This is a genomic window from Novosphingobium sp. B-7, assembly GCF_000410615.1.
GTDB classification, from domain to species: domain Bacteria; phylum Pseudomonadota; class Alphaproteobacteria; order Sphingomonadales; family Sphingomonadaceae; genus Novosphingobium; species Novosphingobium capsulatum.
Window position 1 is genome coordinate 32,224 of sequence record NZ_KE148395.1, and the last position, 18,752, is coordinate 50,975.

General features: G+C 64.8%; 13 protein-coding genes. 8 read left to right on the forward strand and 5 right to left on the reverse strand.

Features of this window, described 5'->3' with window-relative positions:
* Positions 1–1,409, reverse strand: a 1,409-nt coding sequence (locus H926_RS28290; RefSeq protein ID WP_022677379.1) for a TonB-dependent siderophore receptor, incomplete at its 3' end; no start/stop codon positions are given.
* A gap of 659 nt (positions 1,410–2,068) precedes the next feature.
* Between H926_RS28290 and H926_RS0116985 the strand changes: the two genes are divergently transcribed.
* The 3 genes from H926_RS0116985 (at position 2,069) to H926_RS0116995 (ending at position 6,027) form a co-directional block, all read left to right on the forward strand.
* Complete coding sequence (locus H926_RS0116985) at positions 2,069–3,469, forward strand: aldehyde dehydrogenase (protein WP_022677380.1); 1,401 nt, start codon at positions 2,069–2,071, stop codon at positions 3,467–3,469.
* A gap of 152 nt (positions 3,470–3,621) precedes the next feature.
* The gene (locus H926_RS0116990) at positions 3,622–4,473 is read left to right on the forward strand and encodes a p-hydroxycinnamoyl CoA hydratase/lyase (RefSeq protein ID WP_022677381.1); all 852 of its coding nucleotides are present in this window, start codon (positions 3,622–3,624) and stop codon (positions 4,471–4,473) included.
* Positions 4,474–4,608: 135 nt separating this feature from the next.
* Positions 4,609–6,027 (forward strand): M20/M25/M40 family metallo-hydrolase, encoded by a 1,419-nt coding sequence (locus tag H926_RS0116995; RefSeq protein ID WP_022677382.1) that lies wholly within the window; start codon positions 4,609–4,611, stop codon positions 6,025–6,027.
* 583 nt (positions 6,028–6,610) lie between these two features.
* On the opposite strand, the gene betI is transcribed toward H926_RS0116995, so the two are convergent.
* On the reverse strand, positions 6,611–7,282 hold the full coding sequence (gene betI / locus H926_RS0117000) for a transcriptional regulator BetI (protein ID WP_022677383.1): 672 nt from the start codon (positions 7,280–7,282) through the stop codon (positions 6,611–6,613).
* A 61-nt stretch (positions 7,283–7,343) separates the two neighbouring features.
* Here betI and H926_RS0117005 point away from each other — a divergent pair, with 61 nt between their 5' ends.
* Both H926_RS0117005 and H926_RS0117010 read left to right on the forward strand, forming a co-directional pair.
* On the forward strand, positions 7,344–8,567 hold the full coding sequence (locus H926_RS0117005) for an aromatic ring-hydroxylating dioxygenase subunit alpha (protein WP_022677384.1): 1,224 nt from the start codon (positions 7,344–7,346) through the stop codon (positions 8,565–8,567).
* Positions 8,568–8,713: 146 nt separating this feature from the next.
* Positions 8,714–10,324: an NAD(P)/FAD-dependent oxidoreductase gene (locus H926_RS0117010; RefSeq protein WP_022677385.1), complete on the forward strand. Its 1,611-nt coding sequence runs from the start codon at positions 8,714–8,716 to the stop codon at positions 10,322–10,324.
* 91 nt (positions 10,325–10,415) lie between these two features.
* Here H926_RS0117010 and H926_RS0117015 read toward each other — a convergent pair whose 3' ends face one another.
* On the reverse strand, positions 10,416–11,717 hold the full coding sequence (locus H926_RS0117015; protein WP_028658156.1) for an APC family permease: 1,302 nt from the start codon (positions 11,715–11,717) through the stop codon (positions 10,416–10,418).
* Positions 11,718–11,798: 81 nt separating this feature from the next.
* Here H926_RS0117015 and H926_RS0117020 point away from each other — a divergent pair, with 81 nt between their 5' ends.
* Positions 11,799–13,400, forward strand: a complete 1,602-nt coding sequence (locus tag H926_RS0117020; RefSeq protein ID WP_022677387.1) for a sulfotransferase — start codon at positions 11,799–11,801, stop codon at positions 13,398–13,400.
* Positions 13,401–13,528: 128 nt separating this feature from the next.
* Positions 13,529–16,075: a TonB-dependent receptor gene (locus H926_RS0117025; RefSeq protein ID WP_022677388.1), complete on the forward strand. Its 2,547-nt coding sequence runs from the start codon at positions 13,529–13,531 to the stop codon at positions 16,073–16,075.
* A gap of 159 nt (positions 16,076–16,234) precedes the next feature.
* On the opposite strand, the gene H926_RS0117030 is transcribed toward H926_RS0117025, so the two are convergent.
* Both H926_RS0117030 and pobA read right to left on the reverse strand, forming a co-directional pair.
* The gene (locus tag H926_RS0117030; RefSeq protein ID WP_022677389.1) at positions 16,235–16,906 is read right to left on the reverse strand and encodes a response regulator transcription factor; all 672 of its coding nucleotides are present in this window, start codon (positions 16,904–16,906) and stop codon (positions 16,235–16,237) included.
* A 172-nt stretch (positions 16,907–17,078) separates the two neighbouring features.
* Complete coding sequence (gene pobA, locus H926_RS0117035; RefSeq protein ID WP_022677390.1) at positions 17,079–18,248, reverse strand: 4-hydroxybenzoate 3-monooxygenase; 1,170 nt, start codon at positions 18,246–18,248, stop codon at positions 17,079–17,081.
* 121 nt (positions 18,249–18,369) lie between these two features.
* Between pobA and H926_RS0117040 the strand changes: the two genes are divergently transcribed.
* Positions 18,370–18,752: AraC family ligand binding domain-containing protein (locus H926_RS0117040; RefSeq protein WP_022677391.1), on the forward strand; the 383-nt coding region annotated here is incomplete at its 3' end.

The following is an 18,752-nucleotide window of genomic DNA, read 5'->3' on the forward strand; positions in this document are numbered from 1 at the left end:
CGATACAGTTCGTTGAGCGTGGGCAGGCGCAGCCCGGTATAGGCCGCGCCGCGCAGCGCCGCCCATGATGCAGCATTGAGCACCGCGCCAGCGCGCCAGCTGCCCTGCCAGCCGCTGCGCGCGGCAACGGCCGGATCGGCTGCCGATGTGCTGGTCACCGTGCCGGCAGCGTTGCGTTCTTCGTAATGGCCCTGGGTGATCGCCCAGCGATCGGCGCGCCCGCCGGCGGTCAGCACCAGCGGCCCCAGCGTCCAGTCGTCCTCGATGAAAAAGCCCACGTCGTCGGTGTGCCCGCCGGCGCGGCGCCGCGCGGTGACCAGGCCGGTTGCCGCCGACAGCGCATTTTCCTTGGTCTCGCCCTCGGCCCGGCGCCAGTCGGTGCCGAGCTTGAGCACGTGGCCACCACCGACCGGCGGCCGCAGTTCGAGCTTGCCGCCCAGGCCAGTGGATGGCGTGGCATATTGGTCCAGCGTCTTCTTGAAGCTGGTGGAGCTGACCGTCACGGCGTGGAAACCGCGCGTCTGGACATAGGCCAGCGCATCGAACTGCCACGCCCCACGGCCCACCAGGCGCAGACTGGCGTCCTGCCCGCTGATACCATTGTCGGCGCCGGCAAAGCGCAGCGTGCGGTTGTCCTCGAATGCAGCGACGCGGGCCTGCAATTCGACGTCCGGCGTCAAGGGCGCCACGGCGCGCACGCCGGTTGACCAACTGTCATAGCGCGCCCGCACGCTGGCCGGCACGCGCTGGCTTTCCGGCGTGGTCCAGAACCCCTGGCCCCGGTCCCACCGGCCGGTGACGACGGCAAAGCCCTGGCCGAGCGTGGGGGCAAGCGCTGCCGAAAGCGACGTCTCACCCCGATCATCGACCATGCCCTGCGCATTGAGCAGGCCCAGGCTCTGCGCCCCCGCACTGGTCATGTCCACGGTACCGGCCACCGCGCCGGCGCCGAACGCGCCCGAGCCGCCGCCGCGCTGCACGCGCACGCTGGCCAACCGTTCGGGATCGATCGCGGTCATCGGGATATAGCCGAAGAACGGGTCGGCCATCGGTACGCCATCGAGCAGCACCAGCGTGCGGCTGGTGGCATTGCCACCCAGCGCGCGCAGCGTGATGCCCTGCGCCGAAGGGTTGGACGCGCGGCTGTCTGAACGGCGAAACTGTTGCACGCCGGCGGCCGAGAGCAGCGCATCATCGATTCGCCCCGATGCCGTAGCCTGAAGCTGCGCGGCGGAGATGGTCTGGGTATCATAAGCCGGAGCCGCCGGGCTTTGCCCCAGGCCTTCACCCGTCACCACGATGGTCGCGCCGCCATCACCCGCATCAGGTGCCTCGGCCGCCCAGGCTGCACTCGGCAGGGCCTGCTCGAGTGCGGCCGAAACCAGCGCGGCAGGCGCAAGCGACGCCAACAGAACGGAACGGGATTTTGCAACTCTCACGTGCACTTGGCTTTATCCTCTCGTGACGGTCCAGGGCCGGTCGCCCTTATGATCGGGCCGTATGGCGCCGTCATCCGCGTTCGTTATCTTTTTCGGCTTGGGCCTGAACCATGCGGCTTTGCTGCCACATGCCCCCCGGCTCGGCCTCGCCACGATGGTCGTTTGCCCGCCCGCGCGCCATTGATCCTAGGAACAATACGCAGCCCCTTGCTCGGCAAAACCAGACGAAAAAAAAGGCCGCACCAGATGGGCGGCCCTTGGATAGTTTGGGAGAGGATGCCTGAAAGGCCCGTCCCTTTTGTCTGCCGCAGCGCAAAAGCGCAAGTGCGAAAATTTGGTATACAGTTGCATAGAATGCAATTGTTAACGCGCTTGCAGGAAACGCTGTTTCCCCCATGGAACCATGGATTAGGGTCAAAATTATGGAAATAAACAGAAAAACCTGATTGAAACATCTGCAACCGGTTGGCGGCGATGCGCAATTTGCAAACTGCTAAGCCCGTTCGCCTAGGCGAAATGACAGGGTGGGGGCTTACCCTTTCGGGCACGCCTTGGCCGCTGGTGACAGTCCCGTGTTGCAGCCTTCCGGGATGATTGCTATAAACCATAACATAATTGGGAGACTCACGATGCAGTTCGAACGGCGCAATCCCCTTGATGGTACAGTGGCCTCCTCGGCGCAGGCCATGCAGGCGGCCGACATTCCCGCGATCACGGCCAAGGCGGCCGCTGCCTTTCCCGCGTGGGCTGCGCTGGGCCCCAATGCCCGCCGCGCCGTGCTGATGAAGGCGGCCAGCGCGCTCGAAGCGCGCGCCGATGCCTTTGTCGAGGCGATGATGGGCGAAATCGGCGCGACCAAGGGCTGGGCGCTGTTCAACCTGGGCCTGGCGGCCAGCATGGTGCGCGAAGCGGCGGCCCTTACCACGCAGATCGCTGGCGAAGTGATCCCGTCCGACAAGCCCGGCTGCCTGGCCATGGCGCTGCGCGAACCGGTCGGCACGATCCTGGGCATCGCCCCATGGAACGCGCCGATCATCCTGGGCGTGCGCGCCATCGCCGTGCCGCTGGCCTGTGCCAATGCCGTGATCCTCAAGGCATCGGAACAGTGCCCGCGCACCCATGCCCTGATCATCGAGGCCTTTGCCGAGGCCGGCTTCCCCGAAGGCGTGGTCCAGGTCGTCACCAATGCCCCCGCCGATGCGAGCGCCGTGGTCGGCGCGTTGATCGATGCGCCGCAGGTCAAGCGCATCAACTTCACCGGTTCTACCGCCGTGGGCAAGATCATCGCCACGCGCGCGGCCGGCCATCTCAAGCCCTGCCTGCTCGAACTGGGCGGCAAGGCGCCCCTGATCGTGCTGGAAGACGCTGATCTGGATGAAGCGGTCAAGGCCGCCGCGTTCGGCGCCTTCATGAACCAGGGCCAGATCTGCATGAGCACCGAGCGGATCATCGTGGTCGAGGCCGTGGCCGCCGAATTTGCCAAGCGGTTCAAGGCCAAGGTCGAAACCCTGGCCGTGGGTGACCCGCGCGAGGGCAAGACCCCGCTGGGCGCGGTGGTCGATGCCAAGACCGTGGCCCACTGCCAAAGCCTGGTGCAGGATGCGCTCGACCATGGCGCCACGCTGCTGGCCGGTGGCGACACCACGCACAACGTGCTGATGCCCGCCCATGTCGTCGATGGCGTGACGCAGGACATGAAGCTGTTCCGCGACGAAAGCTTTGGCCCGGTGGTCGGCGTGATCCATGCCCGAGATGAAGCGCACGCCATCGAACTGGCCAACGACAGCGAATATGGCCTCTCGGCCGCAGTCTTCACCCGCGACACCGCGCGCGGCCTGCGCGTGGCGCGCCAGATTCATTCAGGCATCTGCCACGTCAACGGCCCCACCGTGCACGATGAAGCGCAGATGCCCTTCGGCGGCGTCGGCGCCTCGGGCTACGGCCGCTTTGGCGGCAAGGCCGGCATCGACAGCTTCACCGAACTGCGCTGGATCACCATGGAAACCCAGCCCGGTCACTTCCCGATCTAACCGTTCCATTCCCTCGTCATCCCGGGCTTGACCCGGGATCCCGCTTCTTTCCTTGCGACCAGCAAAGCGGGACCCCGGATCAAGTCCGGGGTGACGAAGTGAGAAATTCAAATTTCCCATATTTCCGAAACATAACCAGAAAGGACAAGAGCATGGCAGACGAACAAGCCGTTCGCGCGGAAGAGGATACCGTTGCCGTCACGATCGAGAACCGCATCGCCTGGGTGCGTTTCAATCGCCCGGAAAAGCGCAACTGCATGAGCCCCAAGCTCAACCGCCAGATGCTCAAGGTGATCGAGGAACTCGAATTCCGCGACGACGTGGGCGTGCTGGTGCTGTCGGGCGAGGGCGATGCCTGGTCGGCCGGCATGGATCTCAAGGAATACTTCCGCGAAACCGAAGCGCAGGGCCTCTGGGCGATCCGCAAGTCGCAGCGCGAAGCCTATCGCTGGTGGAACCGCCTGCGCTGGTATGAAAAGCCAACGATCGCCATGGTCAACGGCTGGTGCTTTGGCGGCGGCTATGGCCCGCTCTATGCGTGCGATATCGCCGTCGCTTCCGACGATGCGCAGTTCGGCCTGTCGGAAATCAACTGGGGCATCCTGCCGGGCGGCGGCGCGTCCAAGGTGGCGGCCGATCTCATGCCGCTGCGCAAGGCGATCTATCACGCCATGATGGGTGAAAACCTCACCGGTCCGCAGGCGGCGGCGCAAGGGCTGGTTACCGAATCCGTGCCCCATGCCCAGCTCAAGGCCCGCGTGACCGAGATTGCCGAGGCGCTGCTCAAGAAGGACGGCCATGCCCTGCGCGCCACCAAGTGGGCCGTGCGTCGCATGATCGACATGACCTATGAAAACGCCGAAGACTATCTGATCCGCGCCCAGGAAGCGCTGCACAGCTATGGTGGCGTGGCCGCCCGCAAGGAAGCCACCCGCCAGTTCCTCGATGAAAAGAGCTTCAAGCCCGGCCTCGGCACGTTCGATACGTCCAAGGTCAAGGACTGATCCACGCTCTGCTGCGGCAGGCGCAAACCCCGGTGCCCCATGGGCGCCGGGGTTTTGCACATCTGGCATCGCAAAAAAGGTTGTGTGCGAAACCGATCGGTATCAGGTTCCGCGCCCAGAAGGAGTGCCCCCCACATGAAACTGACGTTGCACCTGGTTTCGCCTGCCATTCTGAGCGTTGCCGCCGTGGCGCTTGCCAGCACGCCCGCGCTTGCCGCCGGCAATTCCCATGCCGAGGCCGAAGCCCAGACTCTCGAGCTGTCCAAGCAGAGCATCGCCATGCGCTCGGTCCAGGGGCCGGGCAATGAAACGCCCAAGGTGGCGGCACTCTATCGCGACGCGCTGGTCAAGGCCGGCTGGTCGCCGTCCGACATCGATATCGTGCCGGTTGACGATACCGCCTATCTGATCGCCACCTGGAAAGGCAGCGATCCCAGCCTCAAGCCGCTGGTGCTGTCGGGCCACATGGACGTGGTCGAGGCCAAGCGCGCCGATTGGCAGCGCGATCCCTTCGTGCCGGTGGTTGAAAACGGTTACCTGTTCGGGCGCGGCGCGCTCGACATGAAGTTCAACGCCGCGCTCGCGGTTTCCACGCTCATCGAGATGCGCCACAAGGGCTACAAGCCCAAGCGCACGATCGTGATCGCCTTTTCGGGCGACGAAGAAACCACGATGAAGACCAGCCGCCTGATTGCCGAACGGCTCAAGGGCCAGGCGGGCCTGGTCATCAACGTCGATGGTGGCGGTGGCATGCTGGCCGAAGACACCGGCAAGCCGCTGGCCTGGACCTGGGACGGCGCGGAAAAGAACTATGCCGATTTCCAGCTGGAAGTGACCAACCCCGGCGGCCACAGTTCCGCCCCGCGCAAGGACAACGCGATTGTCCAGCTCAGCCAGGCGCTGGTCAACATCGGCGCCTATCACTTCACCCCGGAACAGAGCCCGCTGACCAAGGCGTTCTTCGAAAGCGCCGCCAAGATCACGCCTGATCCCAAGGTTGCCGGCGCCATGCGTTCGTTCGCGGCCGATCCCACCGATGCCGATGCCATCGCCACGCTGCGGTCCTTGCCCGAATTCATCGGCCGCATCGAAACCACCTGCGTACCCACCATGGTCAACGGCGGCCACGCCTTGAACGCACTGCCGCAGCGCGCCACGGCCAATATCAACTGCCGCATCTTCCCCGGCCACAAGCGCGAAGACATCATGGCCGAACTGGCCAAGGTGGCTAACATGCCCGTGGTCAAGTTCAGCGACGTGACCGAAGGCTCCACCCCGTCACCGGCCAGCCCGATGCGCCCCGATTTCGTCAATGCGGCGAACAAGGCCATTCACCTGGCCTATCCCGGCATTGCCGTGATCCCGGCCCAGGCCTCGGGCGCCTCGGACTCGATGTGGTATCGCGTCAACGGCGTGGATGCCTATGGCGCCAGCCCCGTGCTGATCAAGGACAGCGAAGAATTCGCCCACGGCCTGAATGAACGCGTGCCCCTGTCAAACGTTGCGCCAGGCGTAGTGTACTTCACCAGCCTATTCACCGACCTGTCGAAGTAAAGCTGAAACAAAAGCCCCCTCCTCTTCAGAGGAGGGGGTTGGGGGTGGTGGAGCGAGAGCGCTACTGTAGCTGTCAACGAGGTAGCTCAGGAAGATTTGCATGAGCCGGACGTTGCGCGAACAAGACCCCAGGTGGAAAGAATACCGGTCAAGCCGGCAAGCGAGCTACGCGCGACTTATGAAGTGCCACAGCCCGCAGGCGCATTGGTTCGCGCAGCGCCACATTTCACAAATTCGGGCGATGCGCCGTGTGTTGCTCAACGGCGGGCAACCTACCTATCGGGCATTCAGTTCCCCTCGCGTCCTGCAAGTTTGGAAAGACAAGCGCAGGGTGGCGATAATAGCAACGCAGCAGGCATTGATCCGCAATCTTCCTCGGCGGCAGCAAACTAGACGAACTGCCAGATTGATTCAGCAACTTAGCGTGCTTTGGTGAGGACTTGGGACACGACACTAAGCGGGACCCCGGATCAAGTCCGGGGTGACGGGAATATTTGTAAATTCCGGCCGTTGTTATTCAAAAATTCCCACACGAAGCCACAAAGCCACAAAGGATCGCGTATCTTCGTGACTTCGTGTGAAATTATTCCTTCACCGGCCCACACACCGTGCCCAGAAACCGCCGCGCAATCGCCCCGGCTTCCTCGCTCGAAAAGCACTGCGGCGACAGGCACAGCTCCAGCCACAACCCGTCCACCAACGCCGTCACCGCAATGGCGGCGTGGCGCAAGTCACCCTCGGCCACCCCGGCGGCGCGCAGCAACTGCTCTAGCCGGGCGCGATAGCCGGCATATTGCTCGTCGTGCTGGCGGGCGATCTGTGGCTGGCTGGTCACCAGGCTCCAGAACGCGATCCACGTGGCCAGCAGCGCCGGCTGGGCAATCGGCGCGGTAAAGCTGGCGGTGACGAATGCCTCAAGCTGGGCGCGTGGATCGCTGGGCGCGGCCGCCACCGCCGCATTGAGTGCCTGCGTCACCATGGCATCGACGTGGGTATAGGTTTCGGCGATCAGCGCATCGATCCCGCTGAAATAGTGGCCGACCAGGCCAGGTGATACGCCGGCCTCCTGGGCAATCGCGCGCACGCTGGCGCCATTGGCCCCGGCGCGGGCCAGCACGCGCATCGCCGCCTCGATCAGGCTGTGGCGGCGCGCATCGGGTTCGGCCCGGCGTGGCAGCGCGCGATCTGTGGCGGCGGGACGGGCGGGGGTGGCGGCACGCGGAACGCGCCCAGGCCGGGGATCGGCACCTTGCATCTTGCACTTCCCGATGGTTGTTGTACGATCGTTCAATAAGAAATCACGCGGGGAGTCACCCATGGCCGATCTTGCCCTTGATGAACACCGCCATTTGACACTGGCGCAATGCGCCGGTGACGGCGCCGCGCCCGATCCCGATGCCGATTGGAGCCTGCCGGGCTGGATCTATCGCGATCCTGAATTTGCCGCGCTGGAGATGGACCGGATCATCCGCCCCTCATGGCAGATCGTGTGCCACGCCAGCGATCTGGACCAGCCCGGCGCCTGGCGCAGCCTGGCCTATTGCGGCGAGAACGTCATCGTTATCCGGGGCGAGGACGGTGCCATCCGCGCGTTCCACAACCTGTGCCGCCACCGCGCCATGCGCCTGGTCGATGGTGCGGCGGGTTGCGCGCGCAAGCTGGTGTGCCCCTATCACGCCTGGACCTATGAAACCGATGGGCGGCTGACCGGCGTGCCGATGAAGCGCGATTATCCCGCGCTCGATCTGGCGCAGAACGGACTGGTGCCAGTCGACCTGGAAATGTGGCACGGCTTTGTCTTCGTGCGGCTTGAGGATCACGGCTTCCCTTCGGTGGCCGAGATGATGGCGCCCTACGAAGCCGAAGTAGCGCCTTATCGCCTGGCCGACATGCGCCGCATGGGCGATGTGCGCGAACGCAGCCGCGCGGTGAACTGGAAGAACGTCGGCGATAACTATTCGGATAACCTGCATATTCCCGTGGCCCACGGCGGCCTTTCGCGCATCTTCGGCAAGTCTTACGAGATTTCGGCCGAGCCCTGGGTCGATCGCATGAAGGGCGATCTGGTCGATGCGCCCAGTCCGCATTTCTGGGAGCGGTTCTACCAGACCCATCTGCCCCGCGTGCCGCATCTGCCCGATGTGGCGCAGCGGCGCTGGCTCTATTACAAGCTGTGGCCCAACATGGCGTTCGACATCTATGCCGATCAGGTCGATTTCATGCAGTGGCTGCCGACATCGCCAACCACCTGCACCTTGCGCGAAATGGTCTTCGCCTTGCCCGACAGCGAAACCCCGCCCGAACAGCGGCGCACGATGAAGCTGGTGCGCTATGCCAACTGGCGGATCAACCGCGTGGTCAATGCCGAGGATACCTGGCTGATCACCAACGTGCAGCAGGGCATGCAATCGGCCCGCTATGGCGCCGGTCCGATCGGCCGCAGCGAAGTGTGTCTGCGCAGCTTTGCCCGCAAGATCCGCACCTTGATTCCCGAGGCACGGCTGCATCATCAGCCTGCCGAAGGGTGGAGCAGGCGCTAAACCTTTTCGTCGTCACCCCGGACTTGATCCGGGGTCCCGCTTCTTTTCCGGCGCTGTGCCAGCATTCCAGCTGGACCCCGGATCAAGTCCGGGGTGACGATGCCATCAACAACAGTATCTTTTGATCCCACGAAGGAACCCACACGATGAGCAACCGCTACGACGCCCTGATCATCGGCGGCGGCCACAACGGCCTGGTCTGTGCATTCTACCTCGCCAAGGCCGGCATGAAAGTGCGCGTGCTGGAGCGGCGCGACATTGTTGGCGGCGCCTGCGTGACCGAGGAATTTCATCCTGGCTTCCGCAATTCCACCGCCAGCTACACCGTCAGCCTGCTGCGCCCGCAGGTGATTGCCGACATGAAGCTGGCCGATCACGGCTATCGCGTGCTCGAACGCCAGATCAGCAACTTCTTCCCGTTTGCCGATACCTATCTCAAGCTGGGTGGCGGCGCGGAGCGTACGCAGGCCGAATTTGCGCGCTTTTCGCAAAAGGATGCGGCGGCCTACCCGCACTATGACGCCGCGCTGGAAAAGGTCGCACAGGTGCTGCGCGATCTCTCGCTGCAATGCCCTCCCAACGTGGGTGGCGGGCTGCATGCCTTGGCCGCCGCTGCCAAGCAGGGCTGGCCGCTGGCCAAGATGGACGTGGTGGCGCAGCGCGACCTGCTCAACATCTTCACCCGTTCCGCGCGCGATTTCCTCGATAGCTGGTTCGAGGATGACCACGTCAAGTCCGCCTTCGGATTCGATGCCGTGGTCGGCAATTTTGCCGGCGTGTCCACGCCCGGCTCGGCCTATGTCCTGCTCCACCACGTGTTTGGCGAGGTTAACGGCAAGCTGGGCGCCTGGGGCCACGCGGTCGGCGGCATGGGCGCGATTACCCAGGCCATGGCCAAGGCCTGCGCGCTCGCCGGGGTGGAAATCAGCCTGGAAAGCCCGGTCGACAAGGTTCTGATCAACAACGGCAAGGCCGCCGGGGTCAAGCTGGCGGGCGGCGAGGAGCTTTATGCCCCGATCGTGGCCGCCAACGTCGGCCCCGCGCTGCTCTATCGCCAGTTGGTCGATCGCAGCGACCTGGCGCCCGATTTTGCCCGCGCCATGGACGGGTACAAGACCGGCTCGGGCACGTTCCGCATGAACGTGGCGCTGTCGGAACTGCCCGATTTCACCGTGCTGCCGGGCAAGCAGCAGGCCGAACACCACACCGCCGGCATCATCATCGCGCCGGGCATGGACTATATGGACCAGGCCTATGACGATGCGCGCGTGCATGGCTGGTCGAAAAAGCCGATCGTCGAAATCAAGATCCCCAGCACGGTGGACAAGACCCTGGCCCCCGAAGGCGCCCATGTCGCCAGCCTGTTCTGCCAGCAGTTCAGCCCGCAGTTGCCCGACGGCCGCAGCTGGGACGATGTGCGCGAGGACGTGGCCGATCACGTGATCAACACGATCACCGAACACGCGCCCAACTTCAAGAACGCGGTCATCGCCCGCCAGATTCACTCGCCGCTCGATCTGGAACGCAAATTCGGCCTGATTGGCGGCGATATCTTCCACGGCCGGATGAGCCTGGAACAGCTGTGGGCCGCGCGCCCGGTGCTGGGCCACGGCGATTATCGCGCCCCGATCAAGGGCCTCTACATGTGCGGATCGGGCACGCACCCGGGCGGCGGCGTGACCGGCGCACCGGGCCACAATGCTGCGGCCGAAATCATCCGCGACCGCTCGCTGCTGTGGAAAATGCTGCACCGGTAAGCGCGCAACAAAAAGGCCCCCTCCTCTTCAGAGGAGGGGGTTGGGGGTGGTGAGATGTCTCGCGCAAATCATTGAAAAGTAGGACCCCTCATCAAGCCCCGGCTGACGCCATCTTACCCTTCCGCCACCGCACTGCCAGGTAGACCGGCAGCCCCAGCGCCACCAGCACCAGGCCATAGGCAATCGCTTCCAGCCCCAGGCCCCACAGCGCCCAGACGTTGAATGCTGCGGCCAGCACGGCCAGCACTACCACCCAGGGTTCATCGCGTAGCAGGCGCATCGCCGAGGCCATCGTGGCGATATAGGTCAGCATGCCCGCCGCCAGGCTGATCGAGGCGATGAAGGTGAACAGGTTGCCCATGTCGCGGCCATAGTTGAGCAGCGTGATCACCGTCAGCAGGCCCGACGACACCAGATGCGCGTTGATCGGCGTGCCGGCCTTGGTTTCCTTGCCGAACCAGGCGGGAAACAGCCCGTCGCGCGCCATGGCCCAGGGAACTTCGCCCTGGACCAGGATAAAGCCATTGAGCGTGCCGAACGCGCTGATCGCGGCAAAGATCGCCACTACGCCCGAAATATCGCCGCCCAGCCGCCGGCCCAGGAATTCCGCGACGGGCGAGGGGGAGGCCGCCGCTGCGCCCTGTGGCATATAGGCCTGGAACGCCAGTGCGATGCCCAGGTACACCGCGCCGGCCAGCGCCACGCCCCACAAGGTGGCGCGCGGCACCACGCTGCCGGCGTTCTCCACCTTGTCCGATGGCACGGTGGCCGATTCCAGCCCGAGGAACCCCCAGAAGGTGAGGCCCGCCGCACTGGCAATGAGCGTGGGCGAAAGCGGCACGGGCGGCTGCGCCACATGCGGCGTGCCGGTGACGAACAGCCATAGCGCCAGACCGATCAGCCCGACCAGCGGCACAAGCTTGAGCACCGTGGTGATCACCTGCACATCGCCCGCGCCGCGCACGCCGCGAATGTTGACCGCCGTCAGCAGCCATACCGCGCCCACTGCGACGGCCGCCGGCGCGCCGGGGGTGTGGCTCAACCACGGCACCAGCAGGCTGAGGTTCGACACCACCGCCACCGCCACCGCGCCGTTGCCCGCCCACAGCATCGTCCAATAGGCCCAGGCTGCGGCAAAACCCGCGCCCGGCCCGAATTGCTGCATGACATAGGCAAACGGCCCGCCCGGCAGCGGCTGGCGGGCGGAAAGGCGGGCAAAGACCGTGGCCATGCACAGCGATCCGCCAATCGTGACCATCCATCCAGCCAGCTGGTTGGCGCCGAGCGGGGCCAGCGTTGCCGGCAGCAGGTAAATCCCCGAACCGATCAGGTTGCCCACCACCAGGGCCAGCGTCATCCAGAAACCAAGACCACGTTTTGCTTTCTCGTTCACGCCGTAAAATCCTCCGGGGTCTGGTAGCAACAGAGACTAACGCTTGATCGCGCGGCGTCACCATGTTTGTTGTGCGGTCTGATGAGCACCGTGACCTTGGCCCCGCGCCCCGCCTATGATCCGCGCCTTGTCGCTGCCGCCGCAGCGATGAACGCCAATGACCTGCCCCGGGCAGAACCGCTGCTGCGTGCGCTGCTCAAGGATGATCCCTTCGATGTGCGCGCGATCCGGCTGTTTGCCGAACTGGCCGGCCGCATCGGCCGCTATGCCGATGCGGAAAACCTGCTGCGCCGCGCGATCGAGCTGGACCCGGCGTTCACCCCGGCGCGCGCCAATCTGGCGCTGGTGCTCTATCGCACCAACCGCGCGGCAGAGGCGCTGGATCAGCTGGCGCAAGTGACGCAGGAAGACCCCGAAAACCTCGGCCATGCCAATCTCGCTGCCGCCGCCAATGGCCGCATCGGCGCGTTCGATGCCGCGCTCGCCCTCTACGAACGCGTGCTTGCCGAAGCGCCCGATCAGCCGCGCGTTTGGATGAGCTATGGGCACATGCTCAAGACCGTGGGCCGCCAGGCCGATGGCATTGCCGCCTATCGCCGTGCCCTGGCGCTGATGCCGGGGCTGGGTGAAGCGTGGTGGAGCCTGGCCAATCTCAAGACAGTGCGCTTTGATGATGCCGATATTGTCGCGATGCAGCAGGCGCTCGACGATCCCGCGCTCGATGCCGAAGATCGCTGGCACCTCGATTTCGCACTGGGCAAGGCGTTCGAAGATCGCAAGCAGGCGGCCGATGCCTTTGCCCACTATGCTGCGGGCAATGCGCTGCGCCGCCGCCGCATTCCCTACAAGGCCGATGAAACCACCGCGACCGTCGATGCGATGATCGCCACGGCCACGCCAGACCTGTTTGCCGCGCGCGCCGGGGCCGGGTGCGATGCGCCCGATCCGATCTTCATCCTGGGCATGCCGCGCGCCGGCTCTACCCTGGTCGAACAGATCCTGGCCAGCCACAGCCAGGTCGAGGGCACCAGCGAATTGCCCGATATCGCGCAGCTGGCGCGCAAGGTGCCCGATTATCCTGCCGGGCTTGCCACGCTGGCGCCCGATGAATTGCGCGCGATGGGCGAAAGCTATCTGCACACCACGCGCATCCAGCGCCACACCGACCGGCCGCTGTTCATCGACAAGATGCCCAACAACTGGGTGCATGTGCCGCTGATCCGCCTGATCCTGCCGCGCGCGCGGATCATCGCCGCGCGCCGCCATCCGCTCGGTTGCTGCTTTTCCAACTTCAAGCAGCATTTCGCGCGGGGGCAGGGCTTCTCGTACGATCTGGCGGACATGGGCCGCTATTACGCCGATTACGTACGCCTCATGGCCCATGTCGATGCGGTGCAGCCCGGCGCCGTGCACCGCGTGATCTATGAACGCATGGTCGATGATACCGAGGCGCAGGTGCGCGCGCTGCTCGACGCCTGCGGCCTGCCGTTCGAGCCGGCGTGCCTGGCCTTCTACCAGACCGAGCGCGCCGTGCGCACCGCCAGTTCCGAACAAGTGCGACAGCCGATTTTCCGCGAAGGCACCCAGGCCTGGCAGCCGTTCGAGCCATGGCTCGATCCGCTCAAGGCCGCGCTGGGGCCGGTGCTCGATGCCTATCCTGACGCGCCGCAAACTTATGTCTGAAACCGGCAATGCGTTGCAAAACTGCCACGGTCATCTGTGATCGATTGGTGGAGTTTGTAACCGCTTGACGCACGATCGTGTCGCAGCGCACACCCAACGCACAAGAATTGCAACAGGGTGGGTTAAGCATGCGTATTGCCACGGCGGGTTTCCCGCGTTTTCTGCTGATGACCAGCACCGCGCTCCTGGCTCCGGCCAGCATCGCGATGGCGCAGGATGCCGCGCCCCAGGCATCGGCCGATCAAGGCGGTGGCAACGTCATCATCGTGACCGCGCAAAAGCGTTCGGAAAACCTGCAGAACGTGCCGATTTCGATCCAGGCACTGGGCACGCAAAAGCTTGACCAGCTCAACGTCTCGAACTTCAACGGCTATACCCAGCAGCTGCCGACTGTCGTCGCGCAAAGCTCGGGCACGCCGGGCACCAACATCATCTATATGCGCGGCGTCGCTTCGGGCGGGGATGGCAACCACTCGGGCTCGCTGCCCTCGGTCGGCGTCTATCTCGATGAACAGCCGGTGACCACGATCGGCGGCAACCTTGACGTGCATGTCTACGACATCGCCCGCATCGAAAGCCTCGCCGGCCCGCAGGGCACGCTTTATGGCGCTTCGTCGGAAGCGGGCACGATCCGCATCATCACCAACAAGCCCGATACCTCGGGCTATTACGGCCGCATGGATGTGGAGCTGAACAAGGTCCACAAGGGCGGCACCGGCGGCAAGGTGGAAGGGATGGTCAACATCCCGCTGTCGCAGAAGGCGGCGCTGCGCATCGTCGGCTTCTATGAAAAGGATGCCGGCTTTATCGACAACGTGCCCGGCACGCGCAGCTTCCTGCCGCAGCCCGGTGGCATCACCATCAACAACAACCAGTTCGTCAAGAAGAACTATAACGACACCGAGATTTCGGGCGGCCGCGCCCTGCTCAAGGTCGATCTTGACGACAATTGGACCGTCACGCCCGGGATCATGTACCAGGACACGCGCAGCCACGGTTCCTATGGCTATGATACCTCGCTGGGCGATCTTCAGGTGCAGCATTTCCTGCCCGAATACCGCCGAGATATCTTTGCGCAGGCCTCGCTCACCATCGAAGGCAAGATCGGTAGCTGGGATCTCACCTATGCCGGTGCCTATCTCGATCGCAAGACCTTCTCGTCCAGCGACTATACCGACTACGCCGAAGCGTATGACTCTCTCTATTCCGGCGTCGGCGGCCTGGCCGGCTATTTCTATTACAAGGACAATGCCGGCAACCAGATCAAGCCGATCCAGCAGGTGATCGGCCAGGATCACTTCAAGAAGATGAGCCAGGAACTGCGCATTGCCTCGCCCAGCAGCGAGCCGCTGCGCTTCGTGGGCGGCCTGTTCTATCAGCGCCAGTCGAACCTGATCCACCAGGATTACCAGGTCGCCGGTCTGGCCGATCTGCTCTCGGTCAATGGCAAGCCCGGCACGCTGTGGCTGACGCAGCAGCACCGCGTCGACAAGGACTATGCCGCGTTCGGGGAAGTCAGCTACGACATTCTGCCCAATCTGACGGCAACGGCAGGCGGCCGTTATTTCAAGTATGACAACTCGCTGATCGGCTTCTTCGGTTTCGGTCGCAATCCGGCGTTCTACCAGGGTGCCGATGGCAACCCGCCGCCCAACGCCGCCGGCTCCAGCCGCACTGGCGTGGCGGGCTGCTACACCTCCGATGGTCTCACTCTGCGCAATGCGCAGCTGGCCGACGAAACCAACATCACCCTGCTGCCGCCGGCGGTGGGTGACAGCCCGTGCACCAACCTGGGTGATTACGTGAACGGCTCGGTCGTGCCCAAGCGCGCCAAGGGCGATGGCGGCACCTACCGCTTCAACCTGACGTGGAAGCCCGATCGCGACATCACGGCCTATGCCACGGTTTCGCGCGGGTTCCGCCCGGGCGGCATCAACCGCCGCGCCGACGTGGCAGCCTACAAGCCCGATTACCTGACCAACTTCGAGCTGGGCCTCAAGACCACGCTGTTCGATGGCCTGCTGCGTTTCAACGTGGCGGTCTATCAGCAGAACTGGAAGAACTTCCAGTTCTCGTACCTCGGCGCCAACAGCTTCACCGAAATTCACAACGGCCCCGACGCCCGCATTCGCGGCGTGGAATTCGATGCCAACGTGGTCAAGGGCGGCTTCTCGTTCAACTTCGGCGGCGCTTACACCGACGCCAAGATGCGCAAGAACCTGTGCGCGATCGATGACCCCACCTACACCTGCACCGGCGATGGCAACATGATTGCTGCCCCGGCTGGCACGCGCCTGCCGATCACCCCGCAGTGGAAGCTGGCCAGCACGGCGCGCTACAGCGTGCCGGTCGGTGCAGCCAAGGTCTATGGCCAGATCAATGCCACCTATCAAAGCTCGGCCGCGTCCGATCTGCGCACGGCGGTGATCCAGGCTGGCACAGGCAAAACCATCAATCCTGCGCAGCTGCTCGGACGCCTCGATGCGTTCACGCAGTTCAACCTGGCCATCGGCAGCGAGTGGGACAAGTACTCGCTCGAACTGTTCGCGACCAACGTGTTCGACGAACGCGGCCAGCTGTCACGCTATGTCGCCTGCGGTTCGTGCTACAACCGCGTCTACATCGTGCCGAACCAGCCGCGCACGATCGGCATCCGCGCCGGCGCGAAGTTCTAAGCCAAGCCCCGCTAAAAGCCCCCTCCTCTTCAGAGGAGGGGGTTTGGGGGTGGTGCGAAGCCTTGCACAGCGGTGCCGGGCGGCTTCGACAAGCTCAGCCCGAACGGAAGCGTGATCAGATAATCCGCCCCCGCTCACCGGCGGCAAAGCCCCCGACCATCACGGCTTGTCCAGCACATATCCCAATGCGCGCACGGTGCGCAGCGGATAGCCCGCGCCGGCATCGCGCAGCGCCCGGCGCAGACGGCTGACCCAGGCATCCACGGTGCGCTCGTCGATCGGCTGGCCCTGCTTGCCCAGCGCGGCAATCAGCTGCTGGCGCGAAAACACCTGGCCCGGCTGTTCCATCAGATAGCGCAGCAGGCGCAGTTCATTGGGCATCAGGGCAATTGCCTTGTCCTTCCACCGCGCCTGTAGGGCTGTCAGGTCCAGGCTCAGTTCGCCCAGGCGCAGCGTGCGCGCCACGGCCTCACGTTCGGGCAACTGCACCGACAGCACGCGATCCAGCACGGTGCCACGGTCGATCGGGCCGAGGATATAGTCATCTGCCCCGGCGCGCAGCGCGCGGCGCTTGGCCTCGGCATCGTCTTCTTCCAGCACCATGGTCACATGGGCGGCTTCGGTCTGCATGTCGGCGCGCAGGCGGCGGCACAGTTCCAGGCCAGAAAGCTCGGGCAGCAGCCAGTCGACGAACGCCCATGGCCGCCCGTCGAGCAGGGGCAGGGGGCCCGACCCGTGCCAAGGGTGAAACACCACCTTGAGATCGCCATGGGCGAAGGGGTCAAGGCCGCCGTCCAGCGGGTTGGTCAGCAGAATGTCGATCTGGCGCATGGGCCTGCCTGTTGGGGGGAAACAACAGTGGCCTTGTGTCCATGGTATGTGACGGCCTTGTGACGATAGGCGGCGATCTGTCACATTCCGGGGAAAATTCGTGTCGCGATGGTCATGTTTGTCCGGCGCGGGGTGGCGGAGAGAGGCCAGCCACCCCGCGTCGGAACCTCGGTCAGACCGGCAGGCCTACATAGTTTTCGGCAATGCTGGTCTGCGCGGCGCGGCTGGTGGAGATATAGTCCAGCTCGGCCACCTGCATTGCCCGCTCAAACGGGCCGTCTTCGGGGAAGCGGTGCATCAGCTTGGTCAAGGACCAGCTGAAGCGTTCCGATTTCCACACCCGCGCCAGCGCCTTGGCCGAATAGCCGGCGATCGCATCGGCATCGTTGTGCTTGAAAAAGCCGCTCAGGGCCTGGGCGGCATAGTGCACGTCGCTCGCCGCCAGGTTCAGGCCCTTGGCGCCGGTGGGCGGCACGATGTGCGCGGCATCGCCGCACAGCAGCAGGCTGCCATGGCGCATCGGCTCGAACACATAGGAGCGCAGCGGCGCGATCGACTTTTCGATCGAGGGGCCGCGCGTCATCTGCGCGGCGGCATCGGGGCCCAGGCGAATGGCGAGTTCGTCCCAGATGCGCGCGTCGCTCCAGTCCTCGATCTTTTCGGTCAGCGGCACGTCCACGTAATAGCGGCTGCGGGTGTGGCTGCGCATCGAGGCCAGGGCAAAGCCGCGCTCGTGGTTGGCATAGATCAGCTCGTGGTTGCACGGCGGCACGTCGGCCAGGATGCCCAGCCAGCCGAACGGATAGACCCGCTCGTATTCGCGCGCCACGCTGGCGGGAATGGCCTTGCGCGAGGGGCCATGGAAACCATCGCAGCCAACGATGAAGCGTGCGTCCAGGCGCTGTTCGCGGCCGTCGTGGGTGAAGGTGAGGTAGGGCGCGTCGCTCTCGATCGCGTGCAGCGCCACGTCGCTGGCGCCATAGAGCACCGGCAACCCGCGTTCGGGCGCGGCATCCATCAGGTCGCGCGTCACTTCGGTCTGGCCATAGACGGTCACGGTCTGGCCCGTGAGGTTGGCCACGTCGATGCGGATCAGGCGCTCACCATCGGCCAGGTTGAAGCCTTCTTCCACCAGGCCCTCGGCCTTGAGCCGGGCATCCAGGCCCAGCCGCTCCATCAGGTTGACGGTGATTGCTTCCAGCACGCCGGCGCGAATGCGGCCCAGCACATAGTCACCGGTCTGGCGTTCCACCACCACGCATTCGATGCCTTCGGCACGCAGCAGGTGGCCCAGCAACAGCCCGGCGGGGCCGGCACCAATGATCGCAACTTGGGTTTTCATCGCGCGTGTCTCTCCCGTGGCGGCCCATCGGGCGGGGCTGCCATGCCCTGCTTTCTTGACATCGGCAGGGCCATGCGGGAATGCATGGGGCTGACATAAGATGGCACTTTCAGGACAAGCGATGATCAGCCTGCGCATTCCCAGCTATGCCCTCTACGGTGAGCAGCATGGCGGGCAGCAGGGTGGGATCGCCGCCGGATTTGCCCATATCGAAACCATTGCCGCGCGCTCTTCCTTGCACGATTGGGAAATCAGGCCCCATCGCCATGCCGATTTCGTGCAAGTGCTGCTGGTGCACAGCGGACAGGCGCGGATCACGTTTGATGGGGTGGAACAGGCGCTCGCCGGTCCCCTGGCGGTGATCGTGCCGGCCGGCGTGGTGCACGGCTTCCGCTTTGCCGCCGATGTGGTGGGCCATGTCGTCACGCTCGGTGCCGATTTCCTCGCCCGCGCGCCGGCGCCGGCCGATCCGCTGCGCCGCGCGCTGACCCAGGGGCAGGCCGC

Excerpts from the sequence above, each read along its gene's own strand:
- H926_RS0116985 (WP_022677380.1), top strand. The coding sequence starts at position 2,069 with ATGCAGTTCGAACGGCGCAATCCCCTTGATGGTACAGTGGCCTCCTCG.
- H926_RS0116990 (WP_022677381.1), top strand. The coding sequence starts at position 3,622 with ATGGCAGACGAACAAGCCGTTCGCGCGGAAGAGGATACCGTTGCCGTC.
- H926_RS0116995 (WP_022677382.1), top strand. The coding sequence starts at position 4,609 with ATGAAACTGACGTTGCACCTGGTTTCGCCTGCCATTCTGAGCGTTGCC.
- betI (WP_022677383.1), bottom strand. The coding sequence starts at position 7,282 with ATGCAAGGTGCCGATCCCCGGCCTGGGCGCGTTCCGCGTGCCGCCACC.
- H926_RS0117005 (WP_022677384.1), top strand. The coding sequence starts at position 7,344 with ATGGCCGATCTTGCCCTTGATGAACACCGCCATTTGACACTGGCGCAA.
- H926_RS0117010 (WP_022677385.1), top strand. The coding sequence starts at position 8,714 with ATGAGCAACCGCTACGACGCCCTGATCATCGGCGGCGGCCACAACGGC.
- H926_RS0117020 (WP_022677387.1), top strand. The coding sequence starts at position 11,799 with ATGAGCACCGTGACCTTGGCCCCGCGCCCCGCCTATGATCCGCGCCTT.
- H926_RS0117025 (WP_022677388.1), top strand. The coding sequence starts at position 13,529 with ATGCGTATTGCCACGGCGGGTTTCCCGCGTTTTCTGCTGATGACCAGC.
- H926_RS0117030 (WP_022677389.1), bottom strand. The coding sequence starts at position 16,906 with ATGCGCCAGATCGACATTCTGCTGACCAACCCGCTGGACGGCGGCCTT.
- pobA (WP_022677390.1), bottom strand. The coding sequence starts at position 18,248 with ATGAAAACCCAAGTTGCGATCATTGGTGCCGGCCCCGCCGGGCTGTTG.